Raw genomic sequence first — 15,760 nt, 5'->3', positions numbered from 1 at the left:
GCCCGTCATTCCTGTCGGAAACCGCCATAACACTTCTGCGGCTGGACGAAGTTCGAAATCAAAACGCAGGGCGCGAAACATGACGGCGGCCATGGACGAGCTTCTCAGCATTCTCGACCTCGAGCAGCTGGAACACAACCTGTACCGTGGTCGCAGCCCCAAGCTCGACTGGCAGCGTATCTTCGGCGGCCAGACCATCGCCCAGGCGCTGGTCGCCGCCCAGCGAACGGTGGAGCCCGAACGCCACGTGCATTCGCTGCATGGCTATTTCATGCGGCCCGGCGACACCAAGGTGCCGATCATCTACCAGGTCGACCGCATCCGCGATGGCGGCTCCTTCACCACGCGGCGTGTCGTGGCGGTCCAGCACGGCCAGGCGATCTTTTCGCTGGAAGCCTCGTTCCAGCAGGACGAAGTCGGGCTCGAGCATCAGGTGCCGATGCCGCAGGACGTGCCGGCGCCCGACACATTGCTGTCGCAGCGCGAATTGATCGGCAAGTTCGGCGAGGCCGTCCCAGACGGCATCAGGCGCTACTGGGAGCGTGACCGGCCGATCGAGATGAAACCGGTGATGCTGGAGCATTACACCAGCCGGGAAAAGCTGGAGCCGAAGCAGAACATCTGGATCCGCACGACCGGTCCGGTTCCGGCCGATCGCGCCACGCAGGCGGCCGTGCTTGCTTATCTTTCCGATATGACGCTGCTTGACACCTCGACCTTTGCGCATGGCCGCGCCATTTTCGACAGCGACATCCAGGCGGCGAGCCTCGATCACGCCATGTGGTTTCACCGCAGCCATCCGCTCGACGACTGGATGCTCTACACGCAGGACAGCCCGTCGACGCAAGGGTCGCGGGGGTTCACCCGCGGGTCGCTGTTTGCCCGCGACGGCACGCTGATCGCCTCGGTTGCCCAGGAAGGCCTCATCAGGCTGAAGCGGCCGCCTGCCGAATAGGCAATTTTGCAAAATTGCCTACTTTTTAATCAGCTGTGCTGCCGCGACTATGAACAGTCAGCCGACAAACCTTCCCCAATTCCTTATTTAACAAGAGGTTAACCCCCTGCTTCGGCAATTGGCACGGAGCTTGAATCCTAGCGGGCACTCTCCGGCTCTCATGGGGATCGGCGAAGTCGTGCAAACGCGGGGACCCGCAACAGCAAAGGGTGAAACCTTATGAAAATCGTGATGGCAATCATCAAGCCGTTCAAGCTCGACGAGGTGCGCGAAGCGCTCACCGCAGTCGGCATCCAGGGCCTGACCGTCACCGAAGTCAAAGGCTACGGGCGTCAGAAGGGACACACGGAAATCTATCGCGGGGCGGAATACGCGGTCAGCTTCCTACCGAAGATCAAGATCGAAGTCGCGGTCGGCGTGGACATGGTCGACAAGGCCGTCGAAGCCATCACAGCGGCGGCCAAGACCGGACAGATCGGCGACGGCAAGATCTTCGTTTTCGGCATCGACCAGGCGGTGCGCATTCGCACCGGCGAAACAGACACCGACGCGCTTTGAGCTGCGGACACGTATTCCAATGGAGAGTTCAATGAATATTCCTTCTACTTTGAAGTCCGCGGCGCGCACCGCGCTGCTGGGCGCGTTCACACTTGGAGCCTTAGGCACGATTGCCGCATTTGCGCAGGAAGCAGCTCCGGCCGCACCGGCAGCGCCACCGGTGCCGGCCTTTACCGTCGACAAGGGCGACACGACTTGGATGATGATTTCCACCATTCTGGTGCTGTTGATGACCATTCCCGGCCTTGCCCTTTTCTACGGCGGCCTGGTTCGCGCCAAGAATATGCTGTCGGTGCTGATGCAGGTTTTCACCATCACCAGCGTGGTCATGATCGTCTGGGTTTTCTACGGCTACAGCCTTGCCTTCACCCCCGGCAATGCCTTCATCGGCGGCCTTTCCAAGATGTTTCTCGCCGGCGTCGACGTGACGACGCTGTCGGAAACCTTCACCAAGGGCGTCGCCATTCCTGAGCTGGTGTTCGTCATCTTCCAGATGAGCTTCGCCTGCATCACCCCCGCCCTGATCGTCGGCGCCTTCGCCGAACGCATCAAGTTCTCCGCCGTGATCCTTTTCACCATCCTCTGGGTCACGTTCGTCTACTTCCCGATCGCGCATATGGTCTGGTTCTGGGGTGGCCCGAGCGCTTATAGCGACCCGTCAGGGCTCATCTTCAGCTTCGGCGCCATCGACTTCGCCGGCGGCACCGTCGTTCACATCAATGCGGGCATCGCCGGCCTTGTCGGCGCGCTGATGGTCGGCAAGCGCATCGGCTACAACAAGGACGTCATGGCGCCGCACTCGATGACGTTGACCATGGTCGGCGCTTCGCTGCTGTGGGTCGGCTGGTTCGGTTTCAACGCCGGTTCGAACCTCGAAGCCAACGCCTACGCGGTGCTGGCGATGGTCAACACCTTCGTCGCCACAGCGGCGGCGGCCGTGACCTGGATCGTGCTTGAAACGCTGCTCCGCGGCAAAGCGTCCATGCTCGGCGCGGTTTCTGGCGCTGTTACCGGCCTTGTCGCCGTCACGCCCGCTGCCGGTTTTGCCGGACCGATGGGCGTCATCGTGCTCGGCATCGTCGCCACCTGCGTCTGCTACTTCTTCGTCTCGGTCGTGAAGAACAAGTTCGGCTACGACGATAGCCTTGATGTCTTCGGCATCCACTGCATCGGCGGCATCATCGGCGCGCTCGGCACCGGCATCCTGGTCAATCCCGCCCTTGGCGGCGCCGGCGTCGTCGATTATTCGACAGCCGACTTCGCCGCCGGCTATGCCGGCACGGCCACCCAGCTGTGGTCGCAGTTCAAGGGTGTCCTGGTAACCGTCCTGTGGTCGGGTATCGGCAGCGCGATCCTCTACAAGATCGTCGATATGATCGTGGGCCTGCGTCCGACAGCCGATGCAGAACGTGAAGGGCTCGACCTCACCTCGCACGGCGAAGCGGCCTATCACCCGTAAGCCTTGTCTAGGGCGGCCTTGGCCGCCCCGCATCCTCCCATCCCGTCGTGACGCTCCAGAAGGGCTCACGCATTGAGGCCCGGAACGTTTCCGGGCCTCTTTTTTGCGCGCAGATGCCGTGCCAGATACCCGCCGCAAGATACTTCCCCCAATCCCTTATAGTTAATGCTGCCTTAACCTTCCCGCCGATAGTCTGGTGCCCGAATCTGCCGAGCTGCGCGCACGCGTCCGGCCGGGCAATGACAGACGGGGAAGAGCATGCGTTCAGGGGCTTCAGCACCGCTCGCGCTGGCCGATACGGGGCACGGCATCGGGGCATTCGCGCGGCGGCAGGTCGGCCGGCTGGTCGGCGCCGGCCTGTTTGCGCTGGTCGCCTTCGGTATCGCCAGCCTCGCCACCTGGAACGTAGCCGACCCAAGCTTCTCCCACGCCACCGATAACATCGTCACCAACGCCATGGGCTATGTGGGCGCTGTCTTCTCCGACCTTGCCATGCAGTTCTTCGGCCTTGCCGCGGTCGCGGCGCTGGTGCCGGCAGTGGTCTGGGGATTTCTGCTGTTTTCGGCGCGCGGCGTCGACAGGCTGCCGAAGCGCGGGCTCGCCTGGTTCGGCTACGCGGTGCTTGCCGCGGCCATGGCCGGCTGCGTGGTGCCGCCCAAGACCTGGCCGCTGCCGACCGGTCTCGGCGGCGTGTTCGGCGACATGGTGCTCAACATTCCCAGTTTCTTCGTCGGCGGCTACCCGACCGGTCTCATCGCCAGCGTGCTCGCCGTGCTTCTGGCGGCGCCGGCACTGTGGCTGTTTGCCTATGGCTCGGCGCTGATTGCACGCAAGAACGGTTTCGCCGTCCTCGAGCAACAGGCCGCACCTGATTCCCGGGATCAGGACGACCTGCTTTTCGACAATGACGAGGATGAAGGCGACGAGGGCATTCTGGCGCTTGGCGCGATCACCCATTGGTGGCTGTCGTTGCGCGCCTATCTCCGCCGCCGCGCCGCTCGCCGCCGGGAACGCGACGATTTCGAACCGGAGATGGAACCGCGCGCCAGCGCCTGGCGCCGCGCTGCCGAGAGGGTCGAATCGGCCGAGTTCGCCGAAGCGCGGATGAGCCCGGATGGCCGCGCCCGCGTCGAGCCGGAATTCTTCGCCGCCCTGGTCAACGACCGCAGTGCCTCGCTCGATCCCGACGACGCCGATGAGGACGACGACATGGATTTTGCGCCGGAGCCCGCGGGCCAGCGCCGCGCCGCGCCCAATGCGAAGGTGCAGCCGTTCCGCTCCGATGCGGCCACACGCGTCGAGGCGCCGGCGCCCCGGCCCGTTCCGGGCGCTCGTGTCCAGCGCGAAGCGCAGACGTCGCTGATCGGCTCCGAAACATTCGAAATGCCGTCGCTGCATTTCCTGTCCGAGCCGAAGAACGTCGTGCGCGACGCCAGCCTGTCCAAGGACGCGCTGGAGCAGAATGCCCGCCTGCTCGAGGGCGTGCTGGAGGATTTCGGCGTCAAGGGCGAGATCATCCATGTCCGTCCCGGTCCGGTCGTCACGCTTTATGAGCTGGAGCCGGCGCCCGGCATCAAATCGTCGCGGGTCATCGGCCTGTCCGACGACATCGCCCGCTCGATGAGCGCGATCGCCTGCCGCGTCGCCGTGGTGCCCGGCCGCAACGCCATCGGCATCGAGCTGCCGAACGCCAAGCGCGAGACCGTCTATCTCAGGGAGATCATGGCCAGCCGCGATTTCGAGACCACCAAAGCCAAGCTGGCACTGGCGCTCGGCAAGACCATCAATGGCGAAGCGGTCATCGTCGACATCGCCAAGATGCCGCACGTGCTGGTCGCCGGCACCACCGGTTCGGGCAAGTCGGTCGCCATCAACACCATGATCCTGTCGCTGCTCTACCGGCTGACGCCTCAGGACTGCCGACTGATCATGATCGATCCGAAAATGCTGGAGCTCTCGGTCTATGACGGCATCCCGCATCTTTTGACGCCTGTCGTCACCGACCCGAAGAAGGCGGTGGTGGCGCTGAAATGGACCGTGCGCGAGATGGAGGACCGCTACCGCAAGATGTCGAAGGTCGGCGTCCGCAACATCGACGGTTTCAATGCGCGGGTGCAGCAGGCGGAGAAGAAAGGCGAGAAGATCTCGCGCACCGTGCAGACCGGTTTCGACCGGCAGACCGGCGAAGCCATTTATGAGACGGAAAACCTCGATCTCGAGCCGATGCCCTACATCGTCGTCATCATCGATGAGATGGCCGACCTGATGATGGTCGCCGGCAAGGACATCGAAGGCGCAGTGCAGCGCCTGGCGCAGATGGCGCGTGCCGCCGGCATCCACGTCATCATGGCGACACAGCGGCCGTCGGTCGACGTCATCACCGGCACGATCAAGGCCAACTTCCCGACCCGCATTTCCTTCCAGGTGACGTCGAAGATCGACAGCCGCACCATCCTGGGCGAGCAGGGCGCCGAACAGCTGCTCGGCATGGGCGACATGCTTTACATGGCCGGTGGCGGCCGCATCCAGCGCGTCCACGGTCCCTTCGTTTCCGATGACGAGGTCGAGAAGATCGTCGCGCATCTGAAGCTGCAGGGCGTGCCGGAATATCTCGACGCCATCACCGAGGATGACGACGAGGAAGACGAGCCGTCGGGCAAAGGTAGCTCCGGCGGCGGTGGCAGCGGCAATTTCGAGGATTCCGACGATCCCTACGATCAGGCGGTTTCGGTGGTGCTGCGCGACGGCAAGGCCTCGACCAGCTACATCCAGCGCAGGCTCGGCATCGGCTACAACCGCGCCGCCTCGATCATCGAGAAGATGGAGAAGGAAGGCATTGTCGGCCCGGCCAACCATGCCGGAAAACGCGAGATTCTGGTGCCGACGGAGGACGACAAGTTCTGATCAGGCCGGCAACAACCGGCAGACCTGCCCGCCACAACCTTGACGGGCAGCAACCTTGAACCTTTTGGCGCGTTGCAACGACCAAGCGCTGTTCGCCCGCCAAACTTAAGCCCAACTGGGGGGCCAAACACTGCGACAACAGATAAACCAGACGAGAGTGACCGGCATGAAAAACTCTTCTTTCGCCACGATCAGCGATTTTGCCCCGACCCGCCGCCAGTTGCTTGGCCTCGGCCTAGTCCTGGCAGGTGCTGCGGCCGTCAATGTCGTGCCCGGGGTCCAGTTGCTGGCGTCGGCGCAAGCGGCGGTGCCACCCACCGCGCAGAAGATCGCCGACCATTTTTCCTCGGTCAAATCGATGGCCGGCGAGTTCGTGCAGTTCGGACCCAAGGGCGAGCAGACCGGCGGCAAGTTCTTTCTGGAACGGCCGGGCAAGATCCGCTTCAACTATGACGGGACGTCGAATTTCAGGGTGATTTCCGACGGCAGGTCGGTGGTCATCCTCAACAAGCGGCTGAAAACGTCCGATCTCTACCCGTTGTCGAAGACGCCGCTCAAGCTGCTCCTCGACACCAAGATCGACCTCTCCGGCGGCCGCGTCAAAAGCGTCAAGGAAGAGAACGACGTCACCACCATCCAGCTTGCCGACAAATCCGTGTTCGGCAGCTCGAAGATCACCATGATGTTCGATCCGAAATCCTACGAATTGCGCCAGTGGACGATCACCGACGCGCAAGGCAAGGACACGACGGTGATGATCTTCAACGTCAGGGAAGGCGTAAGTTTTGCCCCCGACACTTTTGCCATCGACTATACGGCTAACCGGGAACTGAACACCAAGTCGCGGTAGGGTCCGCTGTTATTCAGGTGAGGCCGGCCTGCGAACGGCGGTTTCCTGCGCTTCCGGTGCTCACGTACTTTAAGTACGCTCCGCTCCGGTTCTCGGAATCCGCCATTCTCGACTCGGCCTGACCTGAATCTCAGCGAACCCTGGTGCCAGCCCGGGCAGCGCTTCGAGCGCGGCCCGGCTTGTTTTTGAGGCTCGCGGCTGGCAGGTTCTGGCCCGACTCTCTCATGGGCGCATGACTCGCCAAAGGCGTTTGCCTCTGGCGGCCATGTGCTGCCCCGGATCCTGTGCATGCCCTTTTCCATCGCCACTTGGAACATCAATTCCGTCCGCCTGCGCATGCCGATCGTCGAACGCCTGCTTAGAGAACAGGCACCAGATGTGCTCTGCCTGCAGGAAACCAAAGTTCCGGACGAATTGTTCCCCGAGAAGGCGTTCCGCAAGCTCGGCTACGAGCACATCGCCTTCCACGGCCAGAAGGGCTATCACGGCGTGGCGACGGTGGCCCGGCGGCCGATCGAGATCGTCGAAAAGCGCCGCTTCTGCGAGATCGAGGATTGCCGGCATCTGTCGGTCACCGTCCGGGCCGGCGGCAAGGCGATCCTGCTGCACAATTTCTACGTTCCGGCTGGCGGCGACGAGCCCGACCCGGAGATCAACCGCAAATTCAGGCACAAGCTGGATTTCGTCGCCGAAATGAACGCCATCCGCGCTGAGCATGACGAGGTCTCCGGCTCGATCCTGGTCGGCGACCTCAACATCGCGCCGCTCGAGCACGATGTCTGGTCGCACAAGCAGCTCTTGAAAGTGGTCAGCCATACGCCGGTCGAGACAGAAAATTTCGAGGCGATGCGGCTCGCCGGCGACTGGGTCGACCTGATGCGGCTCAACGTGCCTTATGAGCAGAAGCTCTACACCTGGTGGAGCTATCGCGCGCAGGACTGGGAAGCGTCGGATCGCGGCCGGCGGCTCGACCATGTCTGGTCGTCGCCCAATCTGGTGCCGAGCTTTGCCGGCTATGAGATCCTGCGGCTGGCGCGCGGCTGGGAACGGCCGTCGGACCATGTGCCGGTGATCGCCCGGTTCGATTTAGAGTAGTGCGGACTGCCGCCTGTAGCGCGTCCCCTCTGTCCCGCCGGCGTTTCAGAAGTTCCGTATTACCGTTGCCCGCTCAGCTCTCGAAGCGCGACGCCAGCTCTTCGATGCGGCGGATCATTGCCTGAAAATCCTCGGAAATGCGCTGGTGCAGATGGACCGCGATATCGGGATATTCCTCCAGGATGCGGCGGAACATCTTGCGGCTGAGCCGCAGCACTTCCGAATCGATCTCGGCGGATGCGCTGGTCAGCCGGTTGGTGTCGGCGATCAGCGCCAGTTCGCTGAGCGTCGTGCCGGGGCCGGCCGTGCCTATCGGGACGCGGTCGCCATTCTGCTCGCGATACAGCACGATGCGCCCGCTGACCACGATATAGGCGCAATCGGCCTCGTCGTCCTCGCGGTAAAGCTTGTGGTCGGCCTGCAGCCTTGTGGTTTCCGCGCCAAAGGCGAGCAGACGCAACTGTTCGTCCGTGAAGCCCTCGAAGAGCCTCACGGTGGACAGGATGCGGATGTCGTCATCCAACGCCATCTAGCTATGTCCCCGAACGGTCAGTCCAATCCCTCCCTTAGGGCGCCGAGCGTCCCTTTGGGCGCGCAAAGGACGCTCTAAACGCTTGAAATCGACGCACCGTGCTTTCCAAAAAATCGATTCCGATTTTTGGGCCGATGCATCAGCGAGTCCGATCCAGAACCACCTCCAGTCTCAGGATCGTGCCCGAAAGCGGCCCCGCCCCGACCGCTCATTGGATAATTAAATGTTTAAGGAACCAGCTTGTAGCCGCCGCTTTCTGTCACAAGAATTTCCGCATTGGAAGGATCGCGCTCGATCTTCTGGCGCAGCCGATAGACATGGGTTTCCAGCGTGTGCGTGGTGACGCCGGAATTGTAGCCCCACACTTCCTCGAGCAGCACGTCGCGCGTCACCACCTTCTGGTCGGCGCGGTAGAGATACTTGATGATCGAGGCCTCCTTTTCGGTCAGCCGCACCTTGGCGCCGCGCTGGTCGATCAGAAGCTTCTGGCTGGGCTTGAAAGTGTACGGGCCGACCGAAAAGGTGGCGTCTTCGCTCTGCTCATGCTGGCGAAGCTGCGCACGAATGCGGGCTAAGAGAACCGCGAAGCGGAACGGCTTGGTCACATAGTCGTTGGCGCCGGCTTCGAGGCCGAGAATCGTGTCGGAATCGGTGTCGTGTCCAGTCAGCATGATGATGGGCGACTTGTAGCCGCCCTTGCGCAGTATCTTCACCGCCTCCCGGCCATCCATGTCGGGCAGGCCGACATCCATGATGAGCAGATCGATGAGGCCGCCGCGGGCCGTGGCGACGCCTTTGGCGGCGGTTGATTCCTGCAGGACGTCGAATTCCTCATAGAGAGACAATTGCTCGACGAGCGTGCCGCGCAGGTCGTCATCGTCATCGACGATCAGAATGGTGCGTGAAGTCATGGATCAATCCGTTGTTTTGAAAAGAAAATTCAGTTGACCGCTGCCTGTTTATGCGGAAGCTGACCGGCACAACAGCCGATCACAGTGATTTGTTCCGTGGCACGATCATACAAGAAAAAACGCGCGTGCAATGAGGCGAGCGCATTTTTGCGAAAAGGGCTCCGTGTTCTCACGGTGCGCGCAAGGCCCGGCCACGCCAGCCAGGGGTTCCTGCAGGCTGGCAAACTGGTGTTTTTATGTGCGCTGGGACGCGGCGGCATATCGGCCGGCAAGCGCGAAGGCGACGGCGCCACGCCACTTGGCTCGATGCGGATCCTGTCGGGATATTTCCGTAACGATCATTTTTCCGAGGGCCGCAAAACCCGGCTGGCGATGGCGCCGATCGGCTCAGATCTCGGCTGGTGCGAGGTGCCTGAGGACCGCAACTATAACCGCCCGGTCAGGATTCCCTATGGCGCCAGCCACGAGCGGATGCTGCGCGCCGACCGGCTTTATGACGCCTGCCTGGTGCTGGACTGGAACATTGCGCCGCGCCGCCGCGGGCGCGGCAGCGCGATCTTCTTCCACCTGGCGCGCCCCGGCTTCACGCCGACGCAAGGCTGCGTCGCGGTGACGGCACGCACGATGGCCCGGCTGTTGCCGCTGCTGTCGGACCGGACGGTGATGAGAGTGGTACGATAGGGGAGTAGGGGAATAGGGGAATAGGGGAGTAGGAAGTTGTCAGCCGATATGCGCGTTCGCGCCGCCTCACTTTTCCCTACTGCCCTATTGCCTTACTCCCCTACCCCCCTACCGTTTCGGCTTCTGCCAGCCGATGTCGAGCAGGCCGAGCCGGCCTAGTTCCTGGTCCATGGCGCGGGCGACATCCTTCCGCTCGGCGCCGATGTCGCGCAGTTGGCGGTCCGAGAGGTCCTCGACATTTTCACGCGGCAGGCCGGGCTCTTGCGGGAGGTTGATCGCGATTCTCGCGTGATGGAACCATTCAACTGCCGCGCGCAGCCAGGTTGGTCCGGCAGCCGGAGACTTCAAAGCAATGTGTGACATGACGTGATCCGTTCCATCCGGACATCAAATCCGGTTTGATAGTTTATCGATGGTCACATCATGCCCGATTGAAATCTAAGAGGGAAACGAGTAGTTTTTTCCAGATCATCAAGTTTAATTTGTGGATCAAGGGCAATGATCCTGCCAAAAATCATTCCGCGCTGATGGCGCGCCTGCTGCCTGGAACCCGTGCACTGAGGACGCTGGAAGCAGCGGCCCGGCACCTCAATTTCACCCGCGCCGCAGACGAGCTCGGCCTGACGCCGGCCGCGGTCAGCCACCAGATCAAGGAAATCGAGGATCAGCTCGGCATCGTGCTGTTCACGCGCACCAGCCGCACCATCCGGCTGACCGAAGCGGGCGCGGTGCTGTTCGAGGCCGCGACCGACGCGCTCGACCTGCTTGGCCGAGCCGTCTCACGGGCGCACAAGATGGCGCGTGGAACGGCGCTGCTGAAAGTGACCCTCGACGCACAGTTCGCGACAAAATGGCTGATGCGGCGCGTCGACGGGTTTCGCAAGCATCAGCCCGACATCGAGCTCCGTTTCGACATTAGTTATGAGGTGCGCGACTTCGACCTCGACGATGTCGATATCGGCATCCGCTTCGGCGCCGGGAAGTATCCGGGACTTTGCGCCGACCGGCTGTTCGAAAACGTCATCATTCCTGTCTGCAGTCCGGCGTTGCTGCGGGCGGGGCCGCCGCTGAAGGAGCCGCGCGACCTGTTTCACCACACGCTTGCCCACATCGAGTGGGCGCGCCAGGGTGTGACATGGCCGAATTGGCGCATGTGGATGGCAGCGGCGGGCGTCGACGATTTCGACGACAGCCGAACGATGGTCTTCGGCACGTCTTCAGATGTCGTTCAGGCTGCGCTCGACGGCAATGCCGTCGCGCTCGCCGATTTCGCCATGGTGGCAAACGACCTTTCCGAGGGCAGGCTGGTGCGACCGTTTGAGCTGGGCATCAAGGTTGCGCCCGAATTTGCCTATTTCCTGGTCTATCCAAAAAGCGCGGCGCACGACCCGCGCATCGTCGCCTTTCGCGAATGGCTTCTCGACGAAGTCGCGAAGACGCCGATCTGACGATCGATCCTTAGCTCAAGCCGCCGCTGCTCCAAACCAGCCGATCACCGCGCCAATGATGAGCAGCACGCCAAGCCAGTGGCCGCAGTCTATGATGGTCAGGTCCCAGCCGAAACCTTCGTAACGATGGATTGACGGAAAGCGTCGTGGCGACGAATCCCAGCCAGAGGACGAAGCCGAAGACCAGCCCGGCAACGAGGCTCGGTTCGCCGCCGGTCATCGCTCCGATGACCAGGGACATGACGAGCGCCATGACAATTTCCGCGATGAAGCTGATGACGAAGGGCAACGGCGATTTGCTCATGGTCGCCGGATCAAGCTTGGCGGCCTTGAGCCAGGGCTTGCTCAAGCCCATGTACCAGGCAGCGCCGAACAACCACGCCACTACGGCGGCGATGATCACCGCCAGCCAGTTCACTGCTGAAAAATCCATGATTTCCCTCCCCGGAAGCATGTCGCCCAAAAGCCTGCCCTCGGGCCTGACCCGAGGGTGCCCAGCGGTTTTGGGACAACGACATGCGTATTCTCAAAATCGATGCGTGATGGAACGCCCGTTCGGCCGTGTCGTCAAGCAAAGCGCCAGACGGTCGTGCGCTTGACCAGGGAATCCTCCAGCGCCCGGGTCACCGCCACTTCGTAGACGGCAAGCGGTTCCAACCCGGTCTTCGGCAGATAGGAGCGGCCGGGATCGCCAACGAGAATGTCGGCGCCGCGCGACTTCAGTGTTGCGAACCACGGCATCAGCCTGTCGGCAAAGGATCTGTCGTAGAAGACGTCGCCGGCCAGAACCACATCCCAGCCCGCATTGGTTCCGATGCAATCCGAGCCGAGGAACGTTATCCCGACGCCATTGGCCTCGGCATTGAGGCGGATCGCGGTCGCGCAGAACGGGTCGATGTCGGCGGCGATCACCTCTGCCGCGCCGGCCTTCACTGCCGCAATGGCGACAAGGCCGGAACCGGAGGCGAAGTCGAGCACGCGCTTGCCGTGCACATCAGACGGATTGTCGAGGATGTAGCGGGCAAGGCCTTGGCCGCCGGCCCAGGCAAAGGCCCAGAAGGGCGGGGGCAGGCCGATTTCGGCCAGTTCGTCCTCGGTCCGCTGCCACAGATCATGCGCCTCGTCGGCCAGATGCAGCAGGATCTCCGGCACATGCGGCGGCGCCATCAGCGTCGTGTTGTCGAGGATGAAGTTTTTCGCACTGTTTGGCGTCAGTGCCGTCACGGAGCCGGCGTCAGGTCGCCCATGCGGCAGACCTCTTTCCATTCGGCCGGCGTCACCGGCTGCACGGAAAGCCGTCCGAGCCGGACCAGTGCCATCTCGGCAAGCTTGGGATTGGCCTTGACCTGTTCCAGCGTCACCGGCTTCGGCATATCCTTGACGGCACGGATATCAACGCATTCCCAACGCGGATCGTCGGTAGTGCTGTCCTGATGGGCCAGCCCGCAGACCTCGGCGATGCCGACCACGTCGAGCCCGTCATTGGAATGGTAGAAGAAGCCGAGATCGCCGATCTGCATCGCCTTCATGTTGTTGCGCGCCGCATAGTTGCGCACGCCGTCCCATTGCGTGCCGGCCTTGCCCTTCGCCTTCAGCGCTTCAAAGGAGAAGACCGAGGGTTCCGATTTGAACAGCCAGTAGTTCATCGTTTTTGCTCCTCCTGAAGGCTGGAAATCAGCTACAGCCCCGCGCGTCTCTCAGACGCGCAAAGGACGCTGCAGCACTTTGATTTGCGCATGATCCCCAGCGAAAATCGATTCCGATTTTCGGGGTCATGCGCTCGCCGGCTTGTTGAAGGTCCAGTTCCATTGCCTGATTTCGACGCTTTCGAACAGCCCGGCCTTGGCGTAGGGGTCTGCCGCCGACAGGGCCTCTGCCGCGGCCAGATCGGGCGCCTCGACCACGACGAGGCTGCCGTTCGGCTTGCCGTCGGCGTCGAGGAACGGACCGGCGAAGGCCAGCTTCTTCTCGCCGTTCAATCCTTCCAGGAAGGCAATATGCTCGGGCCGCGTATCGAGCCGCACCTGCAGGTTTTCAGGCTTGTCCTTGCAAATCAACGCAAACAGCATTTTTCGATCTCCGGATTGTTCGAGATTTATCGCATCGGCCCGAAAATCGGAATCGATTTTCGGAAAGCACGATGCGCAGGTTCAAAGTTGTTAGAGCGTACTTTGTGCGTCCAAGCGGACGCACGTCGCTCTAAACATCGGTTTCGGTCTTCAGCGGCCTTGTCATCAGCGCCGACACAGCCTGGCGAATGGTGATCGTGCCGTCCAATATGGCGGCGACGGCGGTGATGATTGGCGCGTCGATCCGACGCTCGGCGGCGATGCGGGCGGCGATCGCTGCCGTCGGCACGCCTTCGGCCAAGGGCAGCCCGGCAAGCGGCTTGCCTTGCCCCAGTGCCAGCCCGTAGGCGAAATTGCGCGACTGGGCGGACGAGCAGGTCAGCAGCAGGTCGCCGAGGCCGGAAAGCCCCATCAGCGTTTCCGGCCTGGCGCCGAACGCAGCACCGATGCGACGCAATTCGACAAAGCCGCGCGTCACCATGGCGGCCTGGGCGCTGGCGCCGAGCCCGGCGCCGGTGACCGCGCCGGCGGCAATGGCGAAGACGTTCTTCAGCGCGCCACCGATCTCGACGCCGATGAGATCGTCGCTCGAATAGCAGCGCAGGTTCTGCGCGGAGAAGCGGGCGGCAAGATCGGCCGCCAGACCCTCGTTGCGGGCCGCGACCACCACGGCCGTCGGCAGGCCCCTGGCAACGTCGGTGGCGAAGCTCGGGCCGGACAGGGCGGCAACCGGGTTTTCAGGCAGAATCTCTTCGACTATCGCCGACAGCAGCGCGCCGGTGTCGCGCTCGATGCCTTTGGCGCAGAGGACCAGCGGGGTGTCTTTCGGCATATGGATCTTTGCGGTCGCCAGCATGGCGCGCAGCGACTGCGCCGGCGCCACCGCCAGCACGCAGTCTGCGCCGTCGAGCGCGGCCTCGATGTCGCTCGTTGCCACGATGCCGGCCTGGAGCGCGATGCCAGGCAGATAGCGCGGATTTTCGCCACGGTCGATCGCGGCGACGGTCTCCGGGTCGCGCGCATAGAGGCGGACGAAATGACCGGCTCGCAGCATGGCCAGCGCCAGCGCCGTGCCCCAGGCACCGCCGCCGAGCACCGCGACGCGCCAGCCGCTTGGCGCCCTGTCCTCGCCGCCGGTCATGCCTTGGCTCCACGCCGGCCCGAACCGACCATCGGGGCGGAGATGCTGTCCAGCGGCCAGCGCGAGCGCGGCACGAAATCGGCTGTGTTCTCACCTGATATGCCGGCACGCAGCCGTTCGATGCCGGCCCAGGCGATCATCGCCGCATTGTCGGTGCAGAGTTTGAGCGGCGGCGCGACGAAAGCAAAGCCGGCTTTCTCGCACAAGGCTTCCAGTTTCGTCTTGATCGTCCGGTTGGCAGCGACGCCGCCGGCAACAACAAGCGCAGGATTTTGCTTATCAGGAAAAGTTTCGCGAAAACGCGTCAGCGCTCTCGAAACACGATCATCCAGCGCATCCGCCACCGCCGTCTGGAACGAGGCGCAGATGTCGGCGACGTCCTGGTCGCTCAACGGGGCGATGGCCGTCGCTGCCTGGCGCACGGCGGTCTTCAGCCCGGAAAAAGAGAAATCGGACTGCGCCGAGCCCTTCATCGGCCGCGGAAAGGCGAAGCGCGTGGCATCGCCGGTCGCCGCCGCTTTCTCGACATTCGGCCCGCCGGGATAGGGCAGGCCGAGCATCTTGGCCGTCTTATCGAAGGCTTCGCCGAGCGCATCATCGATGGTCGTCGCCCAGCGCTGATAGTCGCCAACGCCACGCACGGCGAGGATCTGCGTGTGACCGCCGGATACGAGCAGCAACAGGTATGGAAAATCGAGCCCGTCTGTCAGCCGCGCGGTCAGCGCGTGGCCTTCGAGGTGGTTGATGGCGATCAGCGGCTTGTTTGCGGCCGCGGCAATGGCTTTCGCCGTCATCAGGCCGACGATCAGCCCGCCGACGAGGCCGGGGCCGGCGGTCGCGGCGATCGCGTCGATGTCGGCGAGATCGACGCCCGAATCGGCCAGCGCTGCCTCGATGATGCCGTCCAGCGCCTCGACATGGGCACGTGCGGCGATTTCCGGCACGACGCCGCCGAAGGCGGCATGCTCCTCGATCTGGCTGAGCACGATATCGGACAGGATTTTGGGTGCGCCGCCGCCATCCAGCGTCACCACGCTGGCGGCGGTCTCGTCGCAACTCGTCTCAATGCCCAGAACGCGGATCAATTCGTCGCTGTCCCTCGAAGATTGTACAACCCAGCTTTCCCCGGTAGGAGAAAGCCCAAGGTCTGTTGATAT

Annotated in this window: 16 protein-coding genes and 1 pseudogene; 8 read left to right on the top strand and 9 right to left on the bottom strand. The window is 63.0% G+C overall.

From position 1 onward, the window contains the following. Window positions 1-79: 79 nt before the first annotated feature. The 6 genes from tesB (at window position 80) to EN885_RS24295 (ending at window position 7,821) form a co-directional block, all read left to right on the top strand. Window positions 80-955 carry an acyl-CoA thioesterase II gene (gene tesB, locus EN885_RS24320; protein ID WP_127295022.1) on the top strand — a complete coding sequence of 292 codons (876 nt, stop codon included), beginning with the start codon at window positions 80-82 and terminating at the stop codon, window positions 953-955. 219 nt (window positions 956-1,174) lie between these two features. Continuing rightward, the gene (locus EN885_RS24315; RefSeq protein ID WP_073985197.1) at window positions 1,175-1,513 is read left to right on the top strand and encodes a P-II family nitrogen regulator; all 339 of its coding nucleotides are present in this window, start codon (window positions 1,175-1,177) and stop codon (window positions 1,511-1,513) included. A gap of 31 nt (window positions 1,514-1,544) precedes the next feature. Further along, complete coding sequence (locus EN885_RS24310) at window positions 1,545-2,972, top strand: ammonium transporter (protein WP_128243981.1); 1,428 nt, start codon at window positions 1,545-1,547, stop codon at window positions 2,970-2,972. A 258-nt stretch (window positions 2,973-3,230) separates the two neighbouring features. Further along, a complete protein-coding gene (locus EN885_RS24305) occupies window positions 3,231-5,876 on the top strand; it encodes a DNA translocase FtsK (RefSeq protein WP_128243980.1) in 2,646 nt (881 codons plus the stop codon). A 166-nt stretch (window positions 5,877-6,042) separates the two neighbouring features. Further along, window positions 6,043-6,726: an outer membrane lipoprotein carrier protein LolA gene (locus EN885_RS24300; RefSeq protein WP_128243979.1), complete on the top strand. Its 684-nt coding sequence runs from the start codon at window positions 6,043-6,045 to the stop codon at window positions 6,724-6,726. A gap of 288 nt (window positions 6,727-7,014) precedes the next feature. Continuing rightward, window positions 7,015-7,821 carry an exodeoxyribonuclease III gene (locus EN885_RS24295; protein ID WP_127205857.1) on the top strand — a complete coding sequence of 269 codons (807 nt, stop codon included), beginning with the start codon at window positions 7,015-7,017 and terminating at the stop codon, window positions 7,819-7,821. A 73-nt stretch (window positions 7,822-7,894) separates the two neighbouring features. Here the strand turns inward: EN885_RS24295 and EN885_RS24290 are convergent, their stop codons facing one another. After that, complete coding sequence (locus EN885_RS24290) at window positions 7,895-8,350, bottom strand: cyclic nucleotide-binding domain-containing protein (RefSeq protein WP_128243978.1); 456 nt, start codon at window positions 8,348-8,350, stop codon at window positions 7,895-7,897. Between the two features lie 230 nt (window positions 8,351-8,580). Further along, window positions 8,581-9,264, bottom strand: coding sequence for a response regulator transcription factor (locus EN885_RS24285; RefSeq protein WP_029349304.1), 684 nt, complete (start codon window positions 9,262-9,264; stop codon window positions 8,581-8,583). A gap of 147 nt (window positions 9,265-9,411) precedes the next feature. Between EN885_RS24285 and EN885_RS24280 the strand changes: the two genes are divergently transcribed. Next, window positions 9,412-9,945 (top strand): L,D-transpeptidase, encoded by a 534-nt coding sequence (locus EN885_RS24280; protein ID WP_245458137.1) that lies wholly within the window; start codon window positions 9,412-9,414, stop codon window positions 9,943-9,945. 108 nt (window positions 9,946-10,053) lie between these two features. On the opposite strand, the gene EN885_RS24275 is transcribed toward EN885_RS24280, so the two are convergent. After that, window positions 10,054-10,308, bottom strand: a complete 255-nt coding sequence (locus EN885_RS24275; protein WP_126104366.1) for a hypothetical protein — start codon at window positions 10,306-10,308, stop codon at window positions 10,054-10,056. A gap of 164 nt (window positions 10,309-10,472) precedes the next feature. On the opposite strand from EN885_RS24275, the gene gcvA reads away from it, so the two are divergent. After that, window positions 10,473-11,393, top strand: a complete 921-nt coding sequence (gene gcvA / locus EN885_RS24270; RefSeq protein ID WP_128243977.1) for a transcriptional regulator GcvA — start codon at window positions 10,473-10,475, stop codon at window positions 11,391-11,393. 15 nt (window positions 11,394-11,408) lie between these two features. Here the strand turns inward: gcvA and EN885_RS24265 are convergent. The 6 genes and pseudogenes from EN885_RS24265 to tsaD all read right to left on the bottom strand — a co-directional run bounded on the left by EN885_RS24265 (window position 11,409) and on the right by tsaD (window position 15,685). Beyond that, window positions 11,409-11,826, bottom strand: a pseudogene (locus EN885_RS24265) (DUF1761 domain-containing protein). A gap of 134 nt (window positions 11,827-11,960) precedes the next feature. Then, entirely contained in the window at window positions 11,961-12,659 is a 699-nt protein-coding gene (locus EN885_RS24260) for a methyltransferase (RefSeq protein ID WP_206616846.1), read from the bottom strand. Then, the gene (locus EN885_RS24255) at window positions 12,614-13,039 is read right to left on the bottom strand and encodes an EVE domain-containing protein (protein WP_095484931.1); all 426 of its coding nucleotides are present in this window, start codon (window positions 13,037-13,039) and stop codon (window positions 12,614-12,616) included. Before EN885_RS24255 ends, EN885_RS24260 begins: the two co-directional genes overlap by 46 nt. Window positions 13,040-13,165: 126 nt before the next feature. After that, entirely contained in the window at window positions 13,166-13,462 is a 297-nt protein-coding gene (locus EN885_RS24250; protein ID WP_095484932.1) for a YciI-like protein, read from the bottom strand. Window positions 13,463-13,592: 130 nt separating this feature from the next. Continuing rightward, the gene (locus tag EN885_RS24245; protein ID WP_128243976.1) at window positions 13,593-14,603 is read right to left on the bottom strand and encodes an NAD(P)H-dependent glycerol-3-phosphate dehydrogenase; all 1,011 of its coding nucleotides are present in this window, start codon (window positions 14,601-14,603) and stop codon (window positions 13,593-13,595) included. Further along, window positions 14,600-15,685, bottom strand: a complete 1,086-nt coding sequence (gene tsaD / locus EN885_RS24240; RefSeq protein ID WP_206616847.1) for a tRNA (adenosine(37)-N6)-threonylcarbamoyltransferase complex transferase subunit TsaD — start codon at window positions 15,683-15,685, stop codon at window positions 14,600-14,602. The genes EN885_RS24245 and tsaD overlap by 4 nt, the downstream gene beginning before the upstream one ends. Between the last annotated feature and the right edge of the window lie 75 nt (window positions 15,686-15,760).

Origin of the sequence: Mesorhizobium sp. M6A.T.Cr.TU.014.01.1.1, from assembly GCF_004022765.1 — a bacterium.
Lineage (GTDB): Bacteria > Pseudomonadota > Alphaproteobacteria > Rhizobiales > Rhizobiaceae > Mesorhizobium > Mesorhizobium mediterraneum.
This window is presented reverse-complemented; position numbering and strand designations above follow the sequence as displayed.